Source organism: Burkholderia guangdongensis (assembly GCF_013403875.1).
GTDB lineage: Bacteria > Pseudomonadota > Gammaproteobacteria > Burkholderiales > Burkholderiaceae > Burkholderia > Burkholderia guangdongensis.
Window position 1 is genome coordinate 38,885 of sequence record NZ_JACBNX010000004.1, and the last position, 18,782, is coordinate 57,666.

The 18,782-nt window shown below is 66.9% G+C and carries 16 protein-coding genes and 1 pseudogene; 8 read left to right on the forward strand and 9 right to left on the reverse strand.

Translation table 11 applies throughout. From position 1 onward, the window contains the following. Nucleotides 1-33 precede the first annotated feature (33 nt). Nucleotides 34-1,470: a multidrug transporter subunit MdtD gene (mdtD, locus tag HZI36_RS05050; protein ID WP_179401539.1), complete on the reverse strand. Its 1,437-nt coding sequence runs from the start codon at nt 1,468-1,470 to the stop codon at nt 34-36. Nucleotides 1,471-1,695: 225 nt separating this feature from the next. Between mdtD and HZI36_RS05055 the strand changes: the two genes are divergently transcribed. Continuing rightward, entirely contained in the window at nt 1,696-3,108 is a 1,413-nt protein-coding gene (locus tag HZI36_RS05055) for a CoA transferase (protein ID WP_179401540.1), read from the forward strand. A gap of 1 nt (nt 3,109) precedes the next feature. Here the strand turns inward: HZI36_RS05055 and HZI36_RS05060 are convergent, their stop codons facing one another. After that, on the reverse strand, nt 3,110-3,856 hold the full coding sequence (locus tag HZI36_RS05060) for a GntR family transcriptional regulator (protein WP_179401541.1): 747 nt from the start codon (nt 3,854-3,856) through the stop codon (nt 3,110-3,112). 167 nt (nt 3,857-4,023) lie between these two features. On the opposite strand from HZI36_RS05060, the gene HZI36_RS05065 reads away from it, so the two are divergent. The 3 genes from HZI36_RS05065 to HZI36_RS05075 all read left to right on the forward strand — a co-directional run bounded on the left by HZI36_RS05065 (nt 4,024) and on the right by HZI36_RS05075 (nt 7,085). Next, nucleotides 4,024-4,869 carry an aldo/keto reductase gene (locus tag HZI36_RS05065; protein WP_179401542.1) on the forward strand — a complete coding sequence of 282 codons (846 nt, stop codon included), beginning with the start codon at nt 4,024-4,026 and terminating at the stop codon, nt 4,867-4,869. An 859-nt stretch (nt 4,870-5,728) separates the two neighbouring features. Beyond that, on the forward strand, nt 5,729-6,259 hold the full coding sequence (locus tag HZI36_RS26840; RefSeq protein ID WP_218883669.1) for a hypothetical protein: 531 nt from the start codon (nt 5,729-5,731) through the stop codon (nt 6,257-6,259). Between the two features lie 610 nt (nt 6,260-6,869). Next, nucleotides 6,870-7,085, forward strand: coding sequence for a hypothetical protein (locus HZI36_RS05075; protein ID WP_179401543.1), 216 nt, complete (start codon nt 6,870-6,872; stop codon nt 7,083-7,085). Here the strand turns inward: HZI36_RS05075 and HZI36_RS26910 are convergent. Both HZI36_RS26910 and HZI36_RS05080 read right to left on the reverse strand, forming a co-directional pair. Then, nucleotides 6,978-7,285 (reverse strand): annotated as a pseudogene (locus HZI36_RS26910) (HoxN/HupN/NixA family nickel/cobalt transporter); the annotation flags it as partial. The gene HZI36_RS05075 and the pseudogene HZI36_RS26910 overlap by 108 nt on opposite strands. Nucleotides 7,286-7,291: 6 nt before the next feature. Then, a complete protein-coding gene (locus tag HZI36_RS05080) occupies nt 7,292-7,942 on the reverse strand; it encodes a hypothetical protein (protein WP_179401544.1) in 651 nt (216 codons plus the stop codon). Between HZI36_RS05080 and HZI36_RS05085 the strand changes: the two genes are divergently transcribed. Next, nucleotides 7,926-8,144 (forward strand): hypothetical protein, encoded by a 219-nt coding sequence (locus tag HZI36_RS05085; RefSeq protein ID WP_179401545.1) that lies wholly within the window; start codon nt 7,926-7,928, stop codon nt 8,142-8,144. The two genes, HZI36_RS05080 and HZI36_RS05085, sit on opposite strands and share 17 nt — an antisense overlap. 160 nt (nt 8,145-8,304) lie before the next feature. Here HZI36_RS05085 and fusA read toward each other — a convergent pair whose 3' ends face one another. The 4 genes from fusA to HZI36_RS05105 all read right to left on the reverse strand — a co-directional run bounded on the left by fusA (nt 8,305) and on the right by HZI36_RS05105 (nt 12,431). Next, on the reverse strand, nt 8,305-10,419 hold the full coding sequence (gene fusA, locus HZI36_RS05090) for an elongation factor G (protein ID WP_179401546.1): 2,115 nt from the start codon (nt 10,417-10,419) through the stop codon (nt 8,305-8,307). Between the two features lie 283 nt (nt 10,420-10,702). Then, nucleotides 10,703-11,203, reverse strand: coding sequence for a DUF192 domain-containing protein (locus HZI36_RS05095; RefSeq protein WP_179401547.1), 501 nt, complete (start codon nt 11,201-11,203; stop codon nt 10,703-10,705). Between the two features lie 158 nt (nt 11,204-11,361). Then, nucleotides 11,362-11,583 carry a hypothetical protein gene (locus HZI36_RS05100; RefSeq protein WP_179401548.1) on the reverse strand — a complete coding sequence of 74 codons (222 nt, stop codon included), beginning with the start codon at nt 11,581-11,583 and terminating at the stop codon, nt 11,362-11,364. Between the two features lie 269 nt (nt 11,584-11,852). Continuing rightward, nucleotides 11,853-12,431 carry a pseudouridine synthase gene (locus HZI36_RS05105; protein ID WP_179401549.1) on the reverse strand — a complete coding sequence of 193 codons (579 nt, stop codon included), beginning with the start codon at nt 12,429-12,431 and terminating at the stop codon, nt 11,853-11,855. Between the two features lie 275 nt (nt 12,432-12,706). Here HZI36_RS05105 and icd point away from each other — a divergent pair, with 275 nt between their 5' ends. After that, on the forward strand, nt 12,707-13,963 hold the full coding sequence (icd, locus tag HZI36_RS05110) for an NADP-dependent isocitrate dehydrogenase (RefSeq protein ID WP_179401550.1): 1,257 nt from the start codon (nt 12,707-12,709) through the stop codon (nt 13,961-13,963). Nucleotides 13,964-14,137: 174 nt separating this feature from the next. Beyond that, nucleotides 14,138-16,366 (forward strand): NADP-dependent isocitrate dehydrogenase, encoded by a 2,229-nt coding sequence (locus HZI36_RS05115; protein WP_179401551.1) that lies wholly within the window; start codon nt 14,138-14,140, stop codon nt 16,364-16,366. A 69-nt stretch (nt 16,367-16,435) separates the two neighbouring features. On the opposite strand, the gene HZI36_RS05120 is transcribed toward HZI36_RS05115, so the two are convergent. Continuing rightward, on the reverse strand, nt 16,436-16,663 hold the full coding sequence (locus tag HZI36_RS05120; protein ID WP_179401552.1) for a hypothetical protein: 228 nt from the start codon (nt 16,661-16,663) through the stop codon (nt 16,436-16,438). A gap of 345 nt (nt 16,664-17,008) precedes the next feature. Here HZI36_RS05120 and HZI36_RS05125 point away from each other — a divergent pair, with 345 nt between their 5' ends. Beyond that, nucleotides 17,009-18,646 (forward strand): multicopper oxidase family protein, encoded by a 1,638-nt coding sequence (locus HZI36_RS05125; RefSeq protein ID WP_179401553.1) that lies wholly within the window; start codon nt 17,009-17,011, stop codon nt 18,644-18,646. The last annotated feature ends 136 nt before the right edge of the window (nt 18,647-18,782 follow it).

Here is an 18,782-nt window from a genome sequence, read left to right on the forward strand (position 1 = left end):
TCAAGTGCGGCTCAAGTGCCGGTCATGCGCGGCTCACGCGCGCTCGGACGGATCGGTCTTGCGCGCGGCGCCGCGGATGTCGGGCGCGAGCTGCGCGAAGATCCACGCGGACGCGGCCGTGATGATCCCGATGCAGATGAACGTCGCGTGGAACGCGGACAGCGTGTGGCTCGGGGTCACATTGCGCATGATGCCGGTGAAGGTCGCGAGCAGCGCGCCGGCGACGGTCACGCCGAGGCTCATCGACAGCATCTGCACGAGCGAGAACAGGCTGTTGCCGCTGCTCGCGCCGCCGGTGCCGAGATCCTTCAGCGTCAGCGTGTTCATCGCGGTGAACTGCATCGAGTTGAAGCCGCCGAACGCGGCGAGCTGCGCGATCTTCATCCAGATCGGCATCGAATCGCGCATCAGCGCGAAGCTCGCCATCAGCAGGCCGACCATGATCGTGTTCGCGAGCAGCACCTTGCGATAGCCGTGGCGCTGGATCAGGCGCGTGATGATCCGCTTCGAGAACATCCCGGCGGCGGCGGTCGGCAGCATCATCAGCCCGGCCTCGAACGCGGTGTAGCCGAACGTCACCTGCAACAGCAGTGGGATCAGGTACGGCATCGCGCCGGTGCCGATCCGCGCGAACAGATTGCCGAGCAGTCCGACGCTGAACGTGTGGATCCTGAACAGATCGAGCGAGAAGATCGGCTGCGCGGCGCGCACCGCGTAGAGCCCGTACGCGACGAAGCACGCGAGGCTCAGGATCAGCAGCACGAGCACCACCGCGTGCTGCATCCCGAGATCGGCGAGGCCGTCGAGGGACAGCGAGATCGCGACCATGCCGATCGTCAGCAGCAGATAGCCCTTCACGTCGAACGGGCCGACCGCCGGATTGCGCGCGTCGGGCATCGACAGGAACGTCGCGATGCAGCCGGCGACGCCGACCGGCACGTTGATCAGGAAGATCCAGTGCCACGACGCGATCTTCACGAGCCAGCCGCCGAGCGTCGGGCCGATCAGCGGGCCGATCAGGCCGGGAATGGCAACGAACGACAGCGCGGGCAGATAACGTTCGGCCGGAAACGTGCGCAGCACCGCGAGGCGGCCGACCGGCAGCAGCATCGCGCCGCCGACGCCCTGCAGCACGCGGAACGCGACGAGCTGCTGCAGCGTATGCGCGTTCGCGCAGAACAGCGAGCCGGCCGAGAAGATCAGGATCGCGGCGAAGAACACGCGCCGTGTGCCGAACGTGTCGGCGAGCCAGCCGGAGACCGGAATCATCACCGCCATCGTCAGCGAATACGCGATCACGACCGACTGCATCTTGAGCGGCGATTCGCCGAGGCTCGCGGCCATCGACGGCAGCGCGGTGTTGACGATCGTCGCGTCGAGCGTCTGCATGAAAAAGCCCGTCGCGACGAGCCAGAGCATCACGGTGAGATTCTTTTCGCCGGGAGCGGCGGCGGGTGGGCGTTGGAACATGAGGAAGAAATGGCGGCGCGTGGGCGCGGAACAGCCGACATTGTAGGGAAAGCCGTGCGTGCGTGCAGAATCGGGGCGTGCGAGGGCAGGGCGGCGGGCCGCAGGCCTGCGGCGCTTGATCGCGCGTCGGCCAGATTCTAGACTCGTTCTCATCTTCGCTCTCCGGGGCGTTCCCTGGGGCGTTCCCGGGGGCGTTCCCGGGGGCGTTCTATCACGCCGCCGATCATGACCCCACATCTCGCACTCACCTATCTCTGGATGCTCGCACGAGGCGAGCCCGACGCGCTCGAGCGCGTCGCGATCGATGGGCACGATCCGGTGCTGCCGTCCGTGTTCCACGTCGGCACGCTCGCGGCCGCGACGATCGCGGCGGCCGGCCTTGCGGCGGCCGAGTGCCACCGGATCCGCACCGGCATCGCGCAGCGCGTCGACGTGCCGGTGCGCGACGCGCTCGTCGCGTTTCGCAGCGAGCGCTATCTGCGCGTCGACGACGGGCCGCCGCCCGAGCTGCGTCATCCGGTGACGGGCTTCTATGCGACACGCGACGGGCGCTGGATTCAGCTGCATGCGAATTTTCCGCATCATCTACAAGGCATCCTGAATGTGCTCGGCTGCGGCGGATCGCGCGACGAGGTGGCGGCGGCGATTCGCGAACGGGACGGCGCCGCGCTCGACACCGCGCTCGCCGACGCGGGCCTGTGTGCGGCATTGATTCGCACTCCAGATGAATGGGCTGCGCACGAGCAGGCGCATGCGCTCGCAGGGCTGCCGCTGTTCGACATCGAGCGGATCGGCGACGCGCCCGCGCAGCCGATCGGCGCGGGCGATGCGGGTGACGTGGGTGACGCGGGCCGGCCGCTCGATGGCGTGCGCGCGCTCGATCTGACGCGCATCATCGCGGGCCCGGTCGCCGGGCGCACGCTCGCGCAGCACGGCGCGCGGACGCTGCTCGTCAACGGCCCGCATCTGCCGAACATCGCGCCGCTCGTGATCGACAACGGGCGCGGCAAGCGATCCGCGTGGCTCGACCTGCGCGACGAAGTGGGCATCGCGACGTTGCGTGCGCTCGTGCGCGACGCGGACGTCTTTCTGCAGGCGTATCGTCCGGGCGCGCTCGCGGCGCGCGGCTTCGCGCCGGCCGAGCTCGCGGCCGAGCGGCCGGGGATCGTCTGCGTGTCGATTTCCGCGTACGGGCACGCGGGGCCGTGGGCGCGGCGGCGCGGCTTCGACAGCCTCGTGCAGTCGGCGAGCGGGATCGCGTGGCGCGAACAGCAGGCGACGCACGCGGATGGGCCGCGCCATCTGCCGTGCCAGGCGCTCGATCATGCGACCGGCTATCTCGCCGCGTTCGGCGCGATGATCGCGCTCGCGCGACGCGCGCGCGACGGCGGAAGCTGGCATGTGCGCGTGTCGCTCGCGCAGACCGGGCGCTGGCTGCAATCGTTCGGCCTCGTGCCGGACGGCGAACGCGCGCGCGATCTCGCGCTCGACGACGTGCGTGACAGGCTCGATCGAGTCGTGTCGCCGTTCGGCGTCGTCGATGCGGTGCGTCCGGCGGAGCGGCTGTCCGCGACGCCGCCGTATTTCGCGCTGCCGCCGGTGCCGCTCGGCACGCACGCGGCGCGCTGGGACGACTGAGCTACTTGCGCAGCTCGACGACGAAGTCGTAGTAGTCGTTGCGGCAGTACGTATCGGTGAGTTCGATTGCGCGCTGGTCGGCGGTGTAGCCGATCCGCGTGATCAGCAGCAGCGCGTCGTGCGGCGCGATGCCCATCTGCTTCGCGATCTCGTCGGTCGCGTTCACCGCGCGGAAGTGCTGAAGCGCGCGCACGATCGGCGTGCCGCGCTGATCGAGGTAGCTGTACAGTGAATCGCCGATTGCCTGCGGATCCGGAATCAGTGTGGCCGGAAACGTCGAATTCTCGACGGCCATGACGATACCGTCCGCGAGTCGCAGACGTTTCAATCGTGTAACGGACGCGGCCGGCGACAGGCCGAGCTGAATCACTTCGTCGCGGCTCGCGGGCTGGATGTCGCGCGAGATCCATTTCGAGCTCGGCTTGAAACCGCGGCGCTCGAGCATCTCGCTGAAGCTCGACAGACGCGACAGCGGGTCTTCGTAGCGCGGCTGGATGAAGTTGCCCGCGCCTTGCGTGCGGCGGATCAGCCCTTGCTCGACGAGCAGCGCGATCGCCTTGCGCGCGGTGATGCGCGACACGCCGAGCGCCTCGGAGAGTACGCGCTCCGACGGCAGCGCTTCGCCGGCCGTCCAGCGGTTGTGATGGATCGCATCGCCGAGCTTGCGCGCGAGCTGAAGATAGAGCGGAGTGTCGTTGTCCGGGTCGGGGCGCAGGTCCTGCCAGCGGTCGTCCGTCGTTGCGTTCATGGAATGGCTGTGGATCAGATTGCGGCCATTCTAAGTCATCATGCGGCCGCGTTATAGCCGGTTTTTGCGGTGCGCGACGCCGCCGGCGGCCCGAATCGCTACACTGGGGCCTCTTATTCCGACGCATCCGCGGCCGTGTTCGGCCGCGTTCCCGTAGCGAGGCACGCATGACAGACACGATCGCGACGATCGCTTTGCCCGACGGCGAGACGATCCCGAAGCTTGGGCAGGGCACCTGGGAAATGGGCGAGCGGCCCGCGCGCCGCCAGGATGAGATCGCCGCGCTGCGCGAGGGCGTCGCGCTCGGCATGACGCTCGTGGACACCGCGGAGATGTACGGCGAGGGCGCGACGGAATCGCTCGTCGGCGATGCGCTGCAAGGATTGCGCGACGACGTGTTCCTCGTCAGCAAGGTGTACCCGCATCACGCGAGCCGGCGCGGTGTCGCCGCCGCGTGCGACGCGAGCCTCAAGCGGCTGCGGACCGATCGCATCGATCTGTATCTGCTGCACTGGCGCGGATCGGTGCCGCTCGCGGAAACGGTCGAGGGTTTCGAGGCGCTGCGCCGCGCGGGCAAGATCCGCCACTGGGGCGTGAGCAACTTCGATACGGCCGATATGCGCGAACTCGTCGACGAGGCGGGCGGTGCCGCGTGTGCGACGAACCAGATCCTCTACAACGTCGCGCGGCGCGGACCGGAGTTCGATCTGCTGCCGTGGCTCGCCGAGCACCGGATGCCGACGATGGCGTACAGCCCGGTCGATCACGCGCGCTTGCCGAAGCATTCGCCGCTCGACGACATCGCGCGCGAACGCGGTGTGTCGGTGATGCGCGTCGCGCTTGCGTGGGTGCTCGCGCGGCCGGACGTGTTCGCGATTCCGAAGGCGGCTCGCATCGAGCACGTGCGCGACAATCGCGCGGCGCTCGACTTCGCGTTCAGCGAAGACGAGCGCGCGCGGCTCGATGCATACTTCCGTCCGCCTCGCAGCAAGCGCGCGCTCGAGATGCTCTGACGCGCGACGTGGCGTGGGCCTCTATTTGTGGCCGTTGCCTCCGTCGCCATTGCCGTTGCCGTTGCTATGTCCGCCGCTGCCGGAGGTTCCGCTGGTACCTGACGATCCGCCACTGCTGGAGGAACCTCCGCCGCTGGATGAGCCGCCACTAGACGAACCCCCTCCGTTACCGCTGCCACTTCCGCGGCCGTTGCCGTTGCCGTTGCCGACGCCGTTGGCCCCGCTGTTGCCATCACCACCGCTGCCGTTACCCTTGCCGTCGCCGCCGCCGTTGCCATGACCTCCGTGATGACTTCCGCCACCGCTGGAGGAACCGCCACCGCTAGAGGAACCGCCGCCGCTGGAGGAACCGCCACCGCTGGAGGAACCGCCTCCGCTGGAGGAACCGCCGCCGCTGGAGGAACCGCCGCCGCTAGAGGAACCGCCACCGCTGGATGAGCCGCCACCACTAGACGATCCCCCTCCGTTACCGCTGCCACTTCCGCGACCGTTGCCGTTGCCTACGCCGTTGCCCCCGCCGTTCCCATCACCACCGCTGCCGTTACCTTTGCCGTCGCCGCCGCCGTTGCCATGACCTCCGTGATGACTTCCGCCACCGCCGGAAGTGCCGCCACCGCTAGAGGTACCGCTGGTGCCTGACGATCCGCCGCCGCTGGAAGAGCCGCTGCTAGACGATCCCCCTCCGTTGCCGCTGCCACTTCCGCGGCCGTTACCGTTGCCTACGCCGTTGTCCCCGCCGTTGCCATCACCACCGCTGCCGTTACCATTACCGTCGCCGCCACCGTTACCATGACCTCCGTGGCCGTGATGGCCATGATGGCCACCACCCGAGGTACCACCGCCGCCCGAGGTGCCGCTGGTGCCCGATGTGCCGCTAGTGCCCGAGGAGGTGCCGCTGGTACCCGAGGTGCCGCTGGTGCCTGAGGTACCGCTGGTGCCCGAGGTGCCGCTGGTGCCCGAAGTACCGCTGGTGCCCGAGGTGCCGCTGGTGCCCGAGGTGCCGCTGGTGCCCGAGGTGCCGCTGGTGCCCGAGGTGCCGCTGGTACCTGAAGTACCGCTGGTACCTGAAGTACCGCTGGTACCCGAAGTACCGCTGGTGCCCGAGGTGCCGCTGGTGCCCGAAGTACCGCTGGTGCCCGAGGTGCCGCTGGTGCCCGAAGTACCGCTGGTACCCGAAGTACCGCTGGTACCCGAAGTGCCGCTGGTGCCCGAGGTGCCGCTGGTACCCGAAGTGCCGCTGGTACCCGAGGTACCGCTGGTACCCGAAGTGCCGCTGGTACCCGAAGTGCCGCTGGTACCCGAAGTGCCGCTGGTACCCGAAGTACCGCTGGTACCCGAGGTACCGCTGGTGCCCGAGGTGTTGCCGGTCGTGGTGCCACCGACGCCATGACCGGCCGGCCCGACGGTGCCGTTTCCGCTGCCTCCACTGCTACTGCCGCTACCCGTCCCGCTGCCACTGCCGCTGCCGCTTCCCGTCCCGCTATTGCCGCTGCCGCCGCCACGCGAAGCGATCAAGCACCCTTCTCGATCGTTCGGGCAGGGCGCTGCCGCGGACGGCATCGCGCCGCCCGACGCGCCGCTCGAGCCTGCGTCGGGCATCGCGCTCTGCGCGATCGTCAACGTGGGCAGGAATGGGATATCGACTGCCTGCTGGCCGACGATGAAGCCGGCGGGCAACGCTTCCTGTGCGACAGCAGGGGGCACGCAGCAGCACGCGAAAGCCGCGAGCGCGAGCCACTTCGTTCCGCAGCCCGGCCGAGCGGGGCGGAACGTCCGTTCCTTCTTAGCCATCTTGGCCTCCCAATGCGTGCGATCCCTTGTCGCCGCGCTGATTTACCCCTTGTGTGCAGGGAGCCGAGAATTGAAGTAGTTGTGAACGCCGATCCGGTCGAAACCGGGGCGCGTCGCCTGTCGAAGGACGTCCGCGCGCGGGCACTCCGCACGACGTCCTATCAGCGATAACCGTGCCATCGGATGCTCAGGCCCGTCGCGCAACGCGCATGCGCGACGCGCAGCGCGTCGTGAAACGGTGGAAGGGAGGAAATGTTTCGGACGTGAAACGCCCGAAAAATACGCGGTCGGCGCGCTGGCGCGTCGGCCGCGTGCTGTCAGCGATTGAACAGGATCGACACGATCCGGCAGAGCAGGAACAGCGCGACGTTCCCTTAACCGACGATGCCGAACCGCTGGCCGCTCGCGTCGAGCGCATCGCTTAACGGGGCGTGCAGCGCGAGCTTGTCGGCGAGGCGGCCGCGCGCGTCGATGCCGCCGATCGAAAGCCGGCCGGTTTCGGTTGCAGTATCGAAACCTGACCGAACGGCACGCCGACCGGATACATGCGCCAGCCCTTCGTGACGAAGCGGAACAGCGGGCGCAGCATCTGCGCGAGCCGTCCCGCCGGCCGGTGCGTGTGCGCGGTCCGTCATTCGATCACGCGCAGATCGGCCGCGTACAGATCCGGCGGAAAGAACACCGGAATCCCGCTGCCGTAGAACAGATTGAGCCGGCTTTCGATGGGGACCGTCGAGCCGTCCGGACGTGTCGCGTACGCGAGGCCGTTCGCAAGCGCGCGCGCGCTTTGCATGAACGCGAGAAAGTCGATCGCATGGGCGATGGGCTGCGTCAGATCGATCCTGACGCCGCTTTCCGCGCGGAACGTACTGTCCTTCCCGTACGCGAACGCCAGGCTCGCCGCCATCTCCTTGGCAAGTTGTCCGAACAGCGCGATGAACGTGACGAGCGCGTCCGCCTGCCGGGACACTTCGTCGCACTCGTGCGGCGCGACCGGTTGCCCGAGGCATTCGGCGGCCAGCAGGTAGCCGCGGACCGCGTTGTCGTGGAACGATCTCACCGCGCGCACGAGCCGGTCGTTTCCGTTGAGCTGGCTGTCGAACCATGCACGATCGCCATCGTTCAGGTCAACTGACGTAATGTGGATCGCACGGTCCCGCACGGCGAAGTCGAACGGCGCGAGCGCGAGGTCGGGCCGTTCGCGCACGATCGCGTGCACGACGAGCGCGAGCGCGCGGGCGATCCTCTGCGCGTCGGCGCTGAGCTTGAGCGGCGTGCGCAAGGCCGAGATCAGCTTGCGGCTGCGGGCCCGTTCCGCCTCGTTGGAACAGGCGGCCGACGTGGGCGTCGACCGTGCAGTTGCAGCATTGGGCATCTGGAATCGCGCGGCGGAGGTGCTTGGCATCGGATCCGACGGCGATGTCGATACATCGGCGATGTTGTCGATGCCGATGAGTGAAGGCATTCATTACTCCGTAACGTGATCGAATAAGGGCGAATTTTTTTGGATTATCAACTTCTTTTTTACAATATGTTTACGACCCGTTGAAACGATACTTTAGCAGCGCTAGTACTATATGTCTCGTCGAGAAAAAAAGCCCGTCCGAAACCGGACGGGCTTTTTTTTTCCGACAATACGAAACGTTACCGGGTGTCGGCGCGCTTCGCGTTGATCACCGCGTCGGATACGCTCGTCGGCGTCTCCGCGTAGTGCTTGAACTCCATCGTGTACGTTGCGCGACCCTGCGTTGCCGAGCGCAGCGACGTCGAATAGCCGAACATCTCGGCGAGCGGCACCTCGGCACGTACGAGCTTGCCGCCGCCGCCCGCGATGTCCTCCATCCCCTGCACGATCCCGCGCCGGCTCGACAGGTCGCCCATCACGTTGCCCATGAATTCCTCGGGCGTTTCGACCTCGACCGCCATCATCGGCTCGAGCAGCACCGGCTTCGCGCGCCGCATCGCCTCCTTGAACGCCATCGAGCCGGCCATCCGGAACGCGTTCTCGTTCGAGTCGACGTCGTGGTACGAGCCGAACGTCAGATGCACCTTCACGTCGACGACCGGGTAGCCGGCGAGCACGCCCGCCTTCAGCGTTTCCGTGATGCCCTTGTCGACGGCCGGGATGAACTCGCGCGGAATCACGCCGCCCTTGATCTCGTCGAGAAACTCATAGCCCTTCGCCGGATTCGGCTCGAGCGTGATCACCGCGTGGCCGTACTGGCCGCGCCCGCCCGATTGCTTGACGAATTTGCCCTCGACGTCCGACGCAGTGCTGCGCACGGTTTCGCGATACGCGACCTGCGGCTTGCCGACCGTCGCCTCGACGCCGAACTCGCGCCGCATCCGGTCGACGATGATCTCGAGATGCAGCTCGCCCATCCCGGAGATGATCGTCTGGCCCGATTCCTCGTCGGTCTGCACGCGGAACGACGGGTCTTCCTGCGCGAGCCGGTTCAGCGCGAGGCCCATCTTCTCCTGGTCGGCCTTCGTCTTCGGCTCGACCGCCTGCGAGATCACCGGCTCCGGAAACTCCATCTTCTCGAGGATGATCGGCTTGGCCGGATCGCACAGCGTGTCGCCCGTCGTCGCTTCCTTCAGGCCGACGGCCGCGGCGATGTCGCCCGCGCGCACCTCCTTGATTTCCTTGCGCTCGTTCGCGTGCATCTGCAGGATCCGGCCGAGCCGCTCCTTCTTGTCCTTCGTCGCGTTGAGCACGGTGTCGCCCGAATTGACGACGCCCGAATACACGCGGAAGAAGATCAGCTGGCCGACGAACGGGTCGGTCATGATCTTGAACGCGAGCGCGGAGAACGGCTCGTCGTCGTTCGGATGGCGCTCCGCTTCCTTGTCGTCGAGATCGTGGCCGAGGATCGCGGGCACGTCGGCGGGCGACGGCAGATAGTCGATCACCGCGTCGAGCATTGCCTGCACGCCCTTGTTCTTGAACGCGCTGCCGCACAGCATCGGCACGATCTCGTTGTGGATCGTGCGCTTGCGCAGCGCGGCCTTGATCTCGTCCTCGGTCAGCGAGTTGTGGTCGGTCAGATACTTCTCGAGCAGCTCCTCGCTCGCCTCGGCGGCGGCCTCGACCATCTTCTCGTGCCATTCGTGCGCGAGATCGACGAGGTTCGCGGGGATCTCCTCATAGGTGAACTTGACGCCCTGGCTGTCGTCGTCCCAGACGATCGCCTTCATTTTCACGAGATCGACGACGCCCTGGAAATGATCCTCGGCGCCGATCGGAATCTGGATCGGCACCGCGACGCCCTTCAGGCGCTCGCCGATTTGCCGCTGCACGCGGAAGAAGTCGGCGCCGACGCGGTCCATCTTGTTCACGAACGCGATGCGCGGCACCTTGTACTTGTTCGCCTGCCGCCAGACGGTTTCCGACTGCGGCTGCACGCCGCCGACCGAGTCGTAGACCATGCACGCGCCGTCGAGCACGCGCATCGAGCGCTCGACCTCGATCGTGAAGTCGACGTGCCCGGGGGTGTCGATGATGTTGATCCGGTGCTCCGGATAATTGCCGGCCATCCCCTTCCAGAAAGCGGTGGTCGCGGCCGACGTGATCGTGATGCCGCGCTCCTGCTCCTGCTCCATCCAGTCCATCGTGGCCGCGCCGTCGTGCACTTCGCCGATCTTGTGGCTCACGCCGGTATAGAACAGGATGCGTTCGGTAGTCGTGGTTTTGCCGGCATCGATGTGAGCGCTGATCCCGATATTGCGATAGCGCTCGATGGGGGTTTTGCGGGGCACGTGAACCTCCTGTGGGTGCGGGACGAATCGGGCCGGTTGCATGCGCCGACCCGCGATGGATCAAGCGAGATTTAAAGCATAGCGCGTGCGCATGTCTTTTGCAGACCGCACGGTGGGCGGGAGGGGGCGCCGCCGGGCGGGCCGAGGAAGCGGGCCGCCGGGCGGGCGAAAGCGGCGGGCCGAAGCGTGCCGAAGAGGCGGGCGAAAGCAAAAGGCCGGCGCGCGCGATGCGGCCGGCCCCGGCGGATCGGGTGACGCGCGGCGTACGGCGCCGCGCCGGCGGTCACTGCGGCTGCGGCAGCCCGTCGATCTTCATGCCGGGCTTGATGCCCTTCGCGGCGAACCAGCCCTTGCTCATCTCGAGCGCATAGACGCCGTTGTTGCGCGGACAGTGGTTGTTCGTGGTTTCGGCCTGCATTTCGTCGATGTCGGTGATCGTGCCGTCGGCGCGCATGAACGCGATCGACAGCGGGATCAGCGTGTTCTTCATCCAGAAGCAGTGCACCGCGTTCTCGTTGAACACGAACAGCATCCCTTCGTTCGGCGCGAGCTGGCTGCGGTACATCAGGCCCTGCTCGCGGTCGGGATCGTTCGCGGCGACGGCCGCGTCGATCACGTACATGCCCGCGCGCAGCTTCAGGTGCGGAAACTCGCTCGGCTGTTTCGCGCCGGGCGGGATCTGCGCGACGGCGGCCTGCATGCCGCCCGCGGCGAGCGCGAGCGCGACGGGAACGAGGACGGCGCGCGCGAGGCGGCCGAGCGACGGGCGCAGGGGAAATCGCACAGCAGAGCTCCTTTCGGGGAAATCGAGACCCGCATGGTACGCGAATCACGAAGGCGGGCACAAAAAGAAAAAGGCAGATCGCCTTGCGGAGACCTGCCTTTCAACGCCGTAAGAACGGCAACTACCTTGTTCTTGACTGCGTTATTCAGCTCGAGAGCTTAGTTCGATGCAGCAGCCGGGGCTTCAGCGGCGCTAGCAGCAGCCTTCTTCGCTGCGTGGTGCTTCTTCGCAGCGTGGTGCTTCTTGTGCGTGACCTTCTTGGCCGGTGCCGAAGCAGCTTCTGCCGGAGCAGCAGCCGAAGCAGCAGCCGGAGCCGAAGCTTGCGCGAAAGCTGCCGTTGCGAAGAGACCAGCGACCAGAGCGGCGATCAGTTTGTTCATGTTGTGTTCCTCAGCTTTAGTTAATTAACCAAATGACCCGGCAATAGGAGTCACGTCGTCTAACGGGGCCACCCACCTTTCGGTTGACAGTCACGCCGAGAAATTTCCCTGCGCACTGTCGGCACCGAATCGCATGCGAAAAAATTGCCGATGGGGCAACGCAAATGCGGTCCGGGCACCAATGCCGGATAGCTTTGAATGGCATCTGCGTCGTTTAACGCGCGATCTTCGCAGGCGGTTGACGAAAAAAATCGTGCATCGCGCAAAAGTCATGCGGGCCGCGCGAAACCGTCCCATGGCGCGCGCGGCGGCAGCTCGATCGTTTCACCTGGTGCAATGCCGAGCGCGAAAAGATCGAGCGCGCCGATCCCGACGCGCACCAGCCGCAACGTCGGAAAGCCGACCGCCGCGGTCATCCGTCGCACCTGGCGGTTCTTGCCCTCGGTGATCGCGAGCTCGATCCAGGTGGTCGGAATGGCCGCCCGGTAGCGGACCGGCGGGTTGCGCGGCCACAGCGCGTCCGGCGGCTCGATGAATTCGGCGCGGCACGGGCGCGTCACGTAGTCGCCGAGATCGACGCCGCGCGCGAGCGCCTTCAGCGCGGCCGCGTCCGGCGCGCCGTCGACCTGCGCCCAGTAGCGCTTCACGAGCTTGTGGCGCGGCTCGGCGATTTTTGCCTGCAGCGCGCCGTCGTCGGTCAGCAGCAACAGCCCCTCGCTGTCGGCGTCGAGCCGGCCGGCCGGGTACACGCCCGGGGTCTTGACCCAGTCGCCGAGCGACGGCCGGGTCTCGTGCGCGGAAAACTGGGAAATCGTGCCGAACGGCTTGTTGAGAGCGATCAGGGGCATGGCGGGCGCGCGCCGCGGGAAGCCGGGCGCAGTCTATGGCAAATGGCGGGATCTTAATGCATAATACGGAACGCTAAATCTTATGTCTTATATAAGACATAAGGGAGTGGTGGCTTCGCTCCCGCGCTTCGCGATGCCGCGCCCCCGTGGGGCGCTAGAATAGTTGTTCGCTGTTGTCGTCCGGGGAGCGGGCGTACCAGCGTGGGCGCCACGCGTGTCCCGCGCGCAGCCTCGGCCAGTTTCACACCTGCTCAGCACGTCCACTGGAGTCGATCATGCCGTATCAGCACATCTTGGTTCCCGACGGCGGTGACAAGATCACCGTGAACAAGGACTACTCGCTCAACGTTTCCGACCAGCCGATCATTCCCTATATCGAAGGCGACGGCACGGGCTTCGACATCACCCCGGTCATGATCAAGGTCGTCGACGCGGCGGTCGAGAAGACGTACAAGGGCAAGCGCAAGATCCACTGGATGGAGATCTACGCGGGCGAGAAGGCGACGAAGGTCTACGGCCCGGACGTGTGGCTGCCGGACGAGACGCTGCAGGTGCTGAAGGAATACGTGGTGTCGATCAAGGGGCCGCTCACGACGCCGGTCGGCGGCGGCATCCGCTCGCTGAACGTCGCGCTGCGCCAGGAGCTCGACCTGTACGTGTGCCTGCGCCCGGTCCAGTACTTCAAGGGCGTGCCGTCACCGGTGCGCGAGCCGGAGAAGACCGACATGGTGATCTTCCGCGAGAACTCGGAAGACATCTACGCGGGCATCGAATGGGCGGCCGAGTCCGAGCAGGCGAAGAAGGTGATCAAGTTCCTGCAGGACGAAATGGGCGTGAAGAAGATCCGCTTCCCGGAAACGTCGGGGATCGGCATCAAGCCGGTGTCGAAGGAAGGCACCGAGCGGCTCGTGCGCAAGGCGATCCAGTATGCGATCGACAACAACCGCAAGTCGGTCACGCTCGTGCACAAGGGCAACATCATGAAGTTCACGGAAGGATTGTTCCGTGATGCCGGCTACGCGCTCGCGCAGAAGGAGTTCGGCGCCCAGCTGATCGACGGCGGCCCGTGGATGCAGTTCAAGAACCCGAAGACCGGCAAGGAGATCGTGATCAAGGATTCGATCGCCGACGCGTTCCTGCAGCAGATCCTGCTGCGTCCGGCCGAGTACGACGTGATCGCGACGCTGAACCTGAACGGCGACTACATCTCCGACGCGCTTGCCGCGCAGGTCGGCGGCATCGGGATCGCGCCGGGCGCGAACCTGTCGGATTCGGTCGCGATGTTCGAGGCGACGCACGGCACCGCGCCGAAGTACGCGGGCAAGGACTACGTGAACCCCGGTTCGGAAATCCTGTCAGCGGAAATGATGCTGCGCCACCTCGGCTGGGCCGAGGCGGCCGACACGATCATCGCCGCGATGGAGAAGTCGATCCTGCAGAAGCGCGTCACGTACGACTTCGCGCGGCTGATGGAAGGCGCAACGCAGGTGTCGTGCTCGGGTTTCGGCGAAGTGCTGATCGAGAACATGTAAGCGCCCGCCCGGGCGTGTTATCGATGCATTGATGGCAGTTTGGCAGGGCGGTTCGCCGTCGCGCCGGCAGGCGCCGCGGCGGACCGGACGTGCGCCGCGCGATGCGGTGCTGCGGGCGTCGCGGCCCGCCCCCTGCAAGGTTTGAATTTCTTACGCAGCAACGCAACACACACCATGTCCAATTCCCCGAAGATCATCTATACCCTGACCGACGAAGCGCCCGCGCTCGCGACCTACTCGCTGCTCCCGATCGTGAAGGCGTTCACGCGCTCGTCGGGTGTCGCTGTCGAAACGCGCGACATCTCGCTCGCGGGCCGTATCGTCGCCGCGTTCGCGGACACGCTGCCGCCGGCGCAGCAGGGGGCCGACGATCTGGCGGAACTCGGCGCGCTCACGCTGAAGCCCGACGCGAACATCGTCAAGCTGCCGAACATCAGCGCGTCGGTGCCGCAGATGAAGGCCGCGATCGCCGAGCTGCGGGCGCAGGGCTACGCGCTGCCCGACTATCCGGAAGCGCCGTCGACCGACGCCGAACGGGAAATCAGGGCCCGCTACGACAAGGTCAAGGGCAGCGCGGTGAACCCGGTGCTGCGCGAAGGCAACTCGGATCGCCGCGCGCCGCTGTCGGTGAAGCACTACGCGCGCAAGCATCCGCACAAGATGGGCGCGTGGCGCGCCGATTCGAAGGCGCACGTCGCGCACATGACCGACGGCGACTTCTACGGCAGCGAGCGCTCCGCGCTGATCGGCGCGGCCGGCAGCGTGAGGATCGAGCTGACGACCACCGACGGCGCGAAAAAGGTGCTGAAGGACAAGACCGCGGTGAAGGCGGGCGAGATCATCGACGCGTCGGTGATGAGCAAGAACGCGCTGCGCCGCTTCCTCGACGAACAGATCGCGGATGCGAATGCGCAGGGCGTGCTGTTCTCGGTGCACCTGAAGGCGACGATGATGAAGGTGTCCGATCCGATCATGTTCGGCCACGTCGTGTCGGTGTTCTACCAGGACGTGCTCGCGAAGCACACGGATCTGCTCGCGCGCGCGGGCTTCAACCCGAACAACGGCATCGGCGATCTGTACGCGCGCCTGAAGGACATGCCGGCCGACACGCGCGAAGCGATCGACGCGGACATGAAGGCGCTGTACGCGCGCCAGCCGCGCGTCGCGATGGTGAACTCCGACCGCGGGATCACGAACCTGCACGTGCCGAGCGACGTGATCGTCGACGCGTCGATGCCGGCGATGATCCGCGACTCGGGCGGCATGTGGGGCCCGGACGGCGAGCTGTGCGACGCGAAGGCGGTGATTCCGGACCGCTGCTACGCGGGCGTCTACCAGGCGGTGATCGACGACTGCAAGGCGCACGGCGCGTTCGACCCGGTCACGATGGGCAGCGTGCCGAACGTCGGCCTGATGGCGCAGGCGGCCGAAGAGTACGGCTCGCACGACAAGACGTTCCAGATTCCGGCGGACGGCGTCGTGCGCGTGATCGACGAAACGGGCAACGTGCTGCTCGAGCACTCCGTCGAGGCGGGCGACATCTGGCGCATGTGCCAGACGAAGGACGCGCCGGTGCGGGACTGGGTGAAGCTCGCGGTGAACCGCGCGCGTGCGACGGGCGTGCCGGCCGTGTTCTGGCTCGATCCGGCGCGCGCGCATGACGCGCAGATCATCGCGAAGGTCGAGCGTTACCTGAAGGATCACGACACGAGCGGCCTCGACATCCGGATCATGACGCCGGTCGACGCGACGCGCTTCTCGCTCGAGCGGATCCGCCAGGGCCTCGACACGATCTCGGTCACGGGCAACGTGCTGCGCGACTACCTGACCGACCTGTTCCCGATCATGGAGCTCGGCACGAGCGCGAAGATGCTGTCGATCGTGCCGCTGATGGCGGGCGGCGGGATGTTCGAGACGGGCGCGGGCGGCTCGGCGCCGAAGCACGTGCAGCAGTTCGTCGAGGAGGGCTTCCTGCGCTGGGATTCGCTCGGCGAATTCCTCGCGCTTGCGGCGTCGCTCGAGCATCTGGGCGCGGCGTACGCGAACCCGAAGGCGCTTGTGCTGGCGAAGACGCTCGATCAGGCGACCGGCAAGTTCCTCGACGAAAACAAGTCGCCGGCGCGCAAGGTCGGCGGCCTCGACAATCGCGGCAGCCATTTCTACCTGTGCCTGTACTGGGCGCAGGCGCTGGCCGCGCAGACCGACGACGCGGCGCTGCAGGCGCAGTTCGCGGGCGTCGCGAAGGCGCTCGGCGATGCCGAGGCGCGGATTCTCGACGAACTGGGCGCCGCGCAGGGCAAGGCGATGGAGATTGGCGGCTACTATCGTCCGGACGTCGAGCTGACGAGCCGCGCGATGCGTCCGAGCGCGACGCTGAACGCGATCGTCGACGCGATAGCCTGACGCGTCGCCGCGTGCCGGGATGAAATGAAACGGGGAGCGCCCGGACCGCCGGACGCTCCCCGTTCGCCATTACACGTGGACGATTTCCCAGTCCACGATCTGTTCGGGAACGTCGAGGGTCGCGGTGTCCAGTTCGGACAGTGCCGGGCAGCTCGCGCCACGCGCGATGTGATCGGCCGCATGTTCGGGGCTCGCGAAAGCGCCGAGCGACGCGTTGCCGAACGTCGCTTCCCAGCCGTCGTTGCCCGGCAGGATGTAGAACGATCCTTGCGCTGAACCGAAGCGAAATCCCTTCATTGCCGTTCTCCCTTTCTATGACGCGTTTTCGGTGACGCTCCCGCTGCCTGGGCGGGAACGGAGTCGACTGGCGGTCTGCGGCGCAATGTCTGCTTCCGGAGCGCAGCGGAACGTCGGTCCATGTGGAGCAGTCTACGTCCGGGCCCCCATTCCGCGGAGTGGGTGTAGGCGATGCTCGACGCAAAAAATAATCTTTTATAAACAAAGAGATATTTTTCTTGTTCCGAATGGCGGAATGGTCTGCGGCATTGCGAAACCGGCGATTTGTGCCTTGCATCATGGTTTTTTACAGTGCAACGGTATATTCCGCATCGTGAAATTTTGAGCGATTATGAGGACCGATCGATGATTCGCAGAACCTTCCTGTCGCGCGCCGTCGGCGTTGCCGTTGCGTCGCTGTTCGCGCGCGGCGCATGGGCCCAGCACGCGGACCACGCCGGCATGGGCGGCATGAGTGACATGGACGGCATGGGCGGCATGGGCGGCATGGGTGATATGGAAATGGACGACATGCCCGGCATGTCGATGCACGCTCGCCACGCGCAGGCGGCGCCTGCGGCGCCGGCCTCGCTCGCGGCGCCCGATGCGCTGCCGGCGGGCGCGCCGCTGCCGGCGCTGCGCACGCTCGCCGACGAGAGCCGCGAGCCGGGCACGTTTCGCGCGACGCTCGTCGCGCAGCCGGTCGCTCGCGCGATACTGCCGGGTGCGCGGCCGACGACGTTCTGGCAGTTCGGGGCGGGCACGCAGGGCCCGGTGGTCGGCCCGCTGATCGACGTGCACGAGGGCGACACGGTCGAGATTCGCTTCGTGAACCGGCTGCCGCAGCCGTCGACGATTCACTGGCACGGGCTGCCGGTGCCGCCGGACCAGGACGGCAACCCGTCCGATCCGGTCGCGCCGGGCGCGACGCGCGTCTACCGTTTCACGCTGCCGAAGGGCAGCGCGGGCACGTACTGGTATCACCCGCATCCGCATGGGATGACGGCCGAGCAGGTGTTTCGCGGGCTCGCGGGGCCGTTCGTCGTGCGAGCGGCCGACGATCCGCTCGCCGGCTGGCCGGAGCGGCATCTGTTCGTGTCCGACCTGAAGCTTGCGCGCGACGGTACGATTGCGCCGAACGACATGATGGACTGGATGAACGGCCGCGAAGGGCAGTACGCGCTCGTCAACGGTGCACGCCGGCCGCGGATCGACGTCGCGGGCGACGAGCGATGGCGCGTATGGAACGCATGCAGCGCGCGCTATCTGCAGCTCGCATTCGACGACGGCCGTGCGTTCGAGCACGTCGGCAGCGACGGCGGGCTGTTCGACGTGCCGCGCGGCGTGACGTCGCTGCTGATCGCGCCGGGCGAGCGCGCGGAGCTGCTGGTGCGCGCGGGCGAGCGCGCGTCGCGCGCGGTGCTGATCGCCGCGCAATACGACCGGCGCAAGATGGCGATGTCGACGAGCGGGCACGGCAGCCTGCCGCCGGCCCCGGCGCTGCCGCTCGCGGATCTGTCGTTCGCCGCGGCCGAGTCACGCGCGCGGCCGGCGACGCTGCGCACGGTGCCGGCGCTCGGCGAGCGGGCCGCGCAGAAGGCGGTGACGTTCGCGGAGTCGATGGACATGGCCGCGATGATGCGCGCGCCCGTACAAGGCCGCCCGGCCGGCATGCGCTTCATGATCAACGGCGAGACCTACGCGCCGCATCGCGCGACGCTGACGAGCCGCGCGGGCGACGTCGAGCGCTGGGCGATCCGCAACGATACCGACATGGATCATCCGTTCCATCTGCATGGCACGCAGTTCCAGGTGATCGCGCGCGAGTCGGACGGTGCGCGCACGCCGGAGCCGTATCGCGCGTGGCGCGACACGGTGAACGTGCGCAGCGGGGAAACCGTGACGATCGACACGCGGCAGCCGACGCCGGGCGAGCGCATGTTCCATTGCCATATCCTCGAGCACGAGGATATGGGGATGATGGGGACGTTGAAGGTCGTGTAATGCGCACGTAATGCACACGTCAAGCGCACGTCAAGCACGCGTAAATCACACGTAAAGCGCGACGCGCGGCGATTATGCAATGCAGGCGAAACAGTGTGTCGCGCGCGTCGCGATAATCCATTCAGCGGTACAAAAA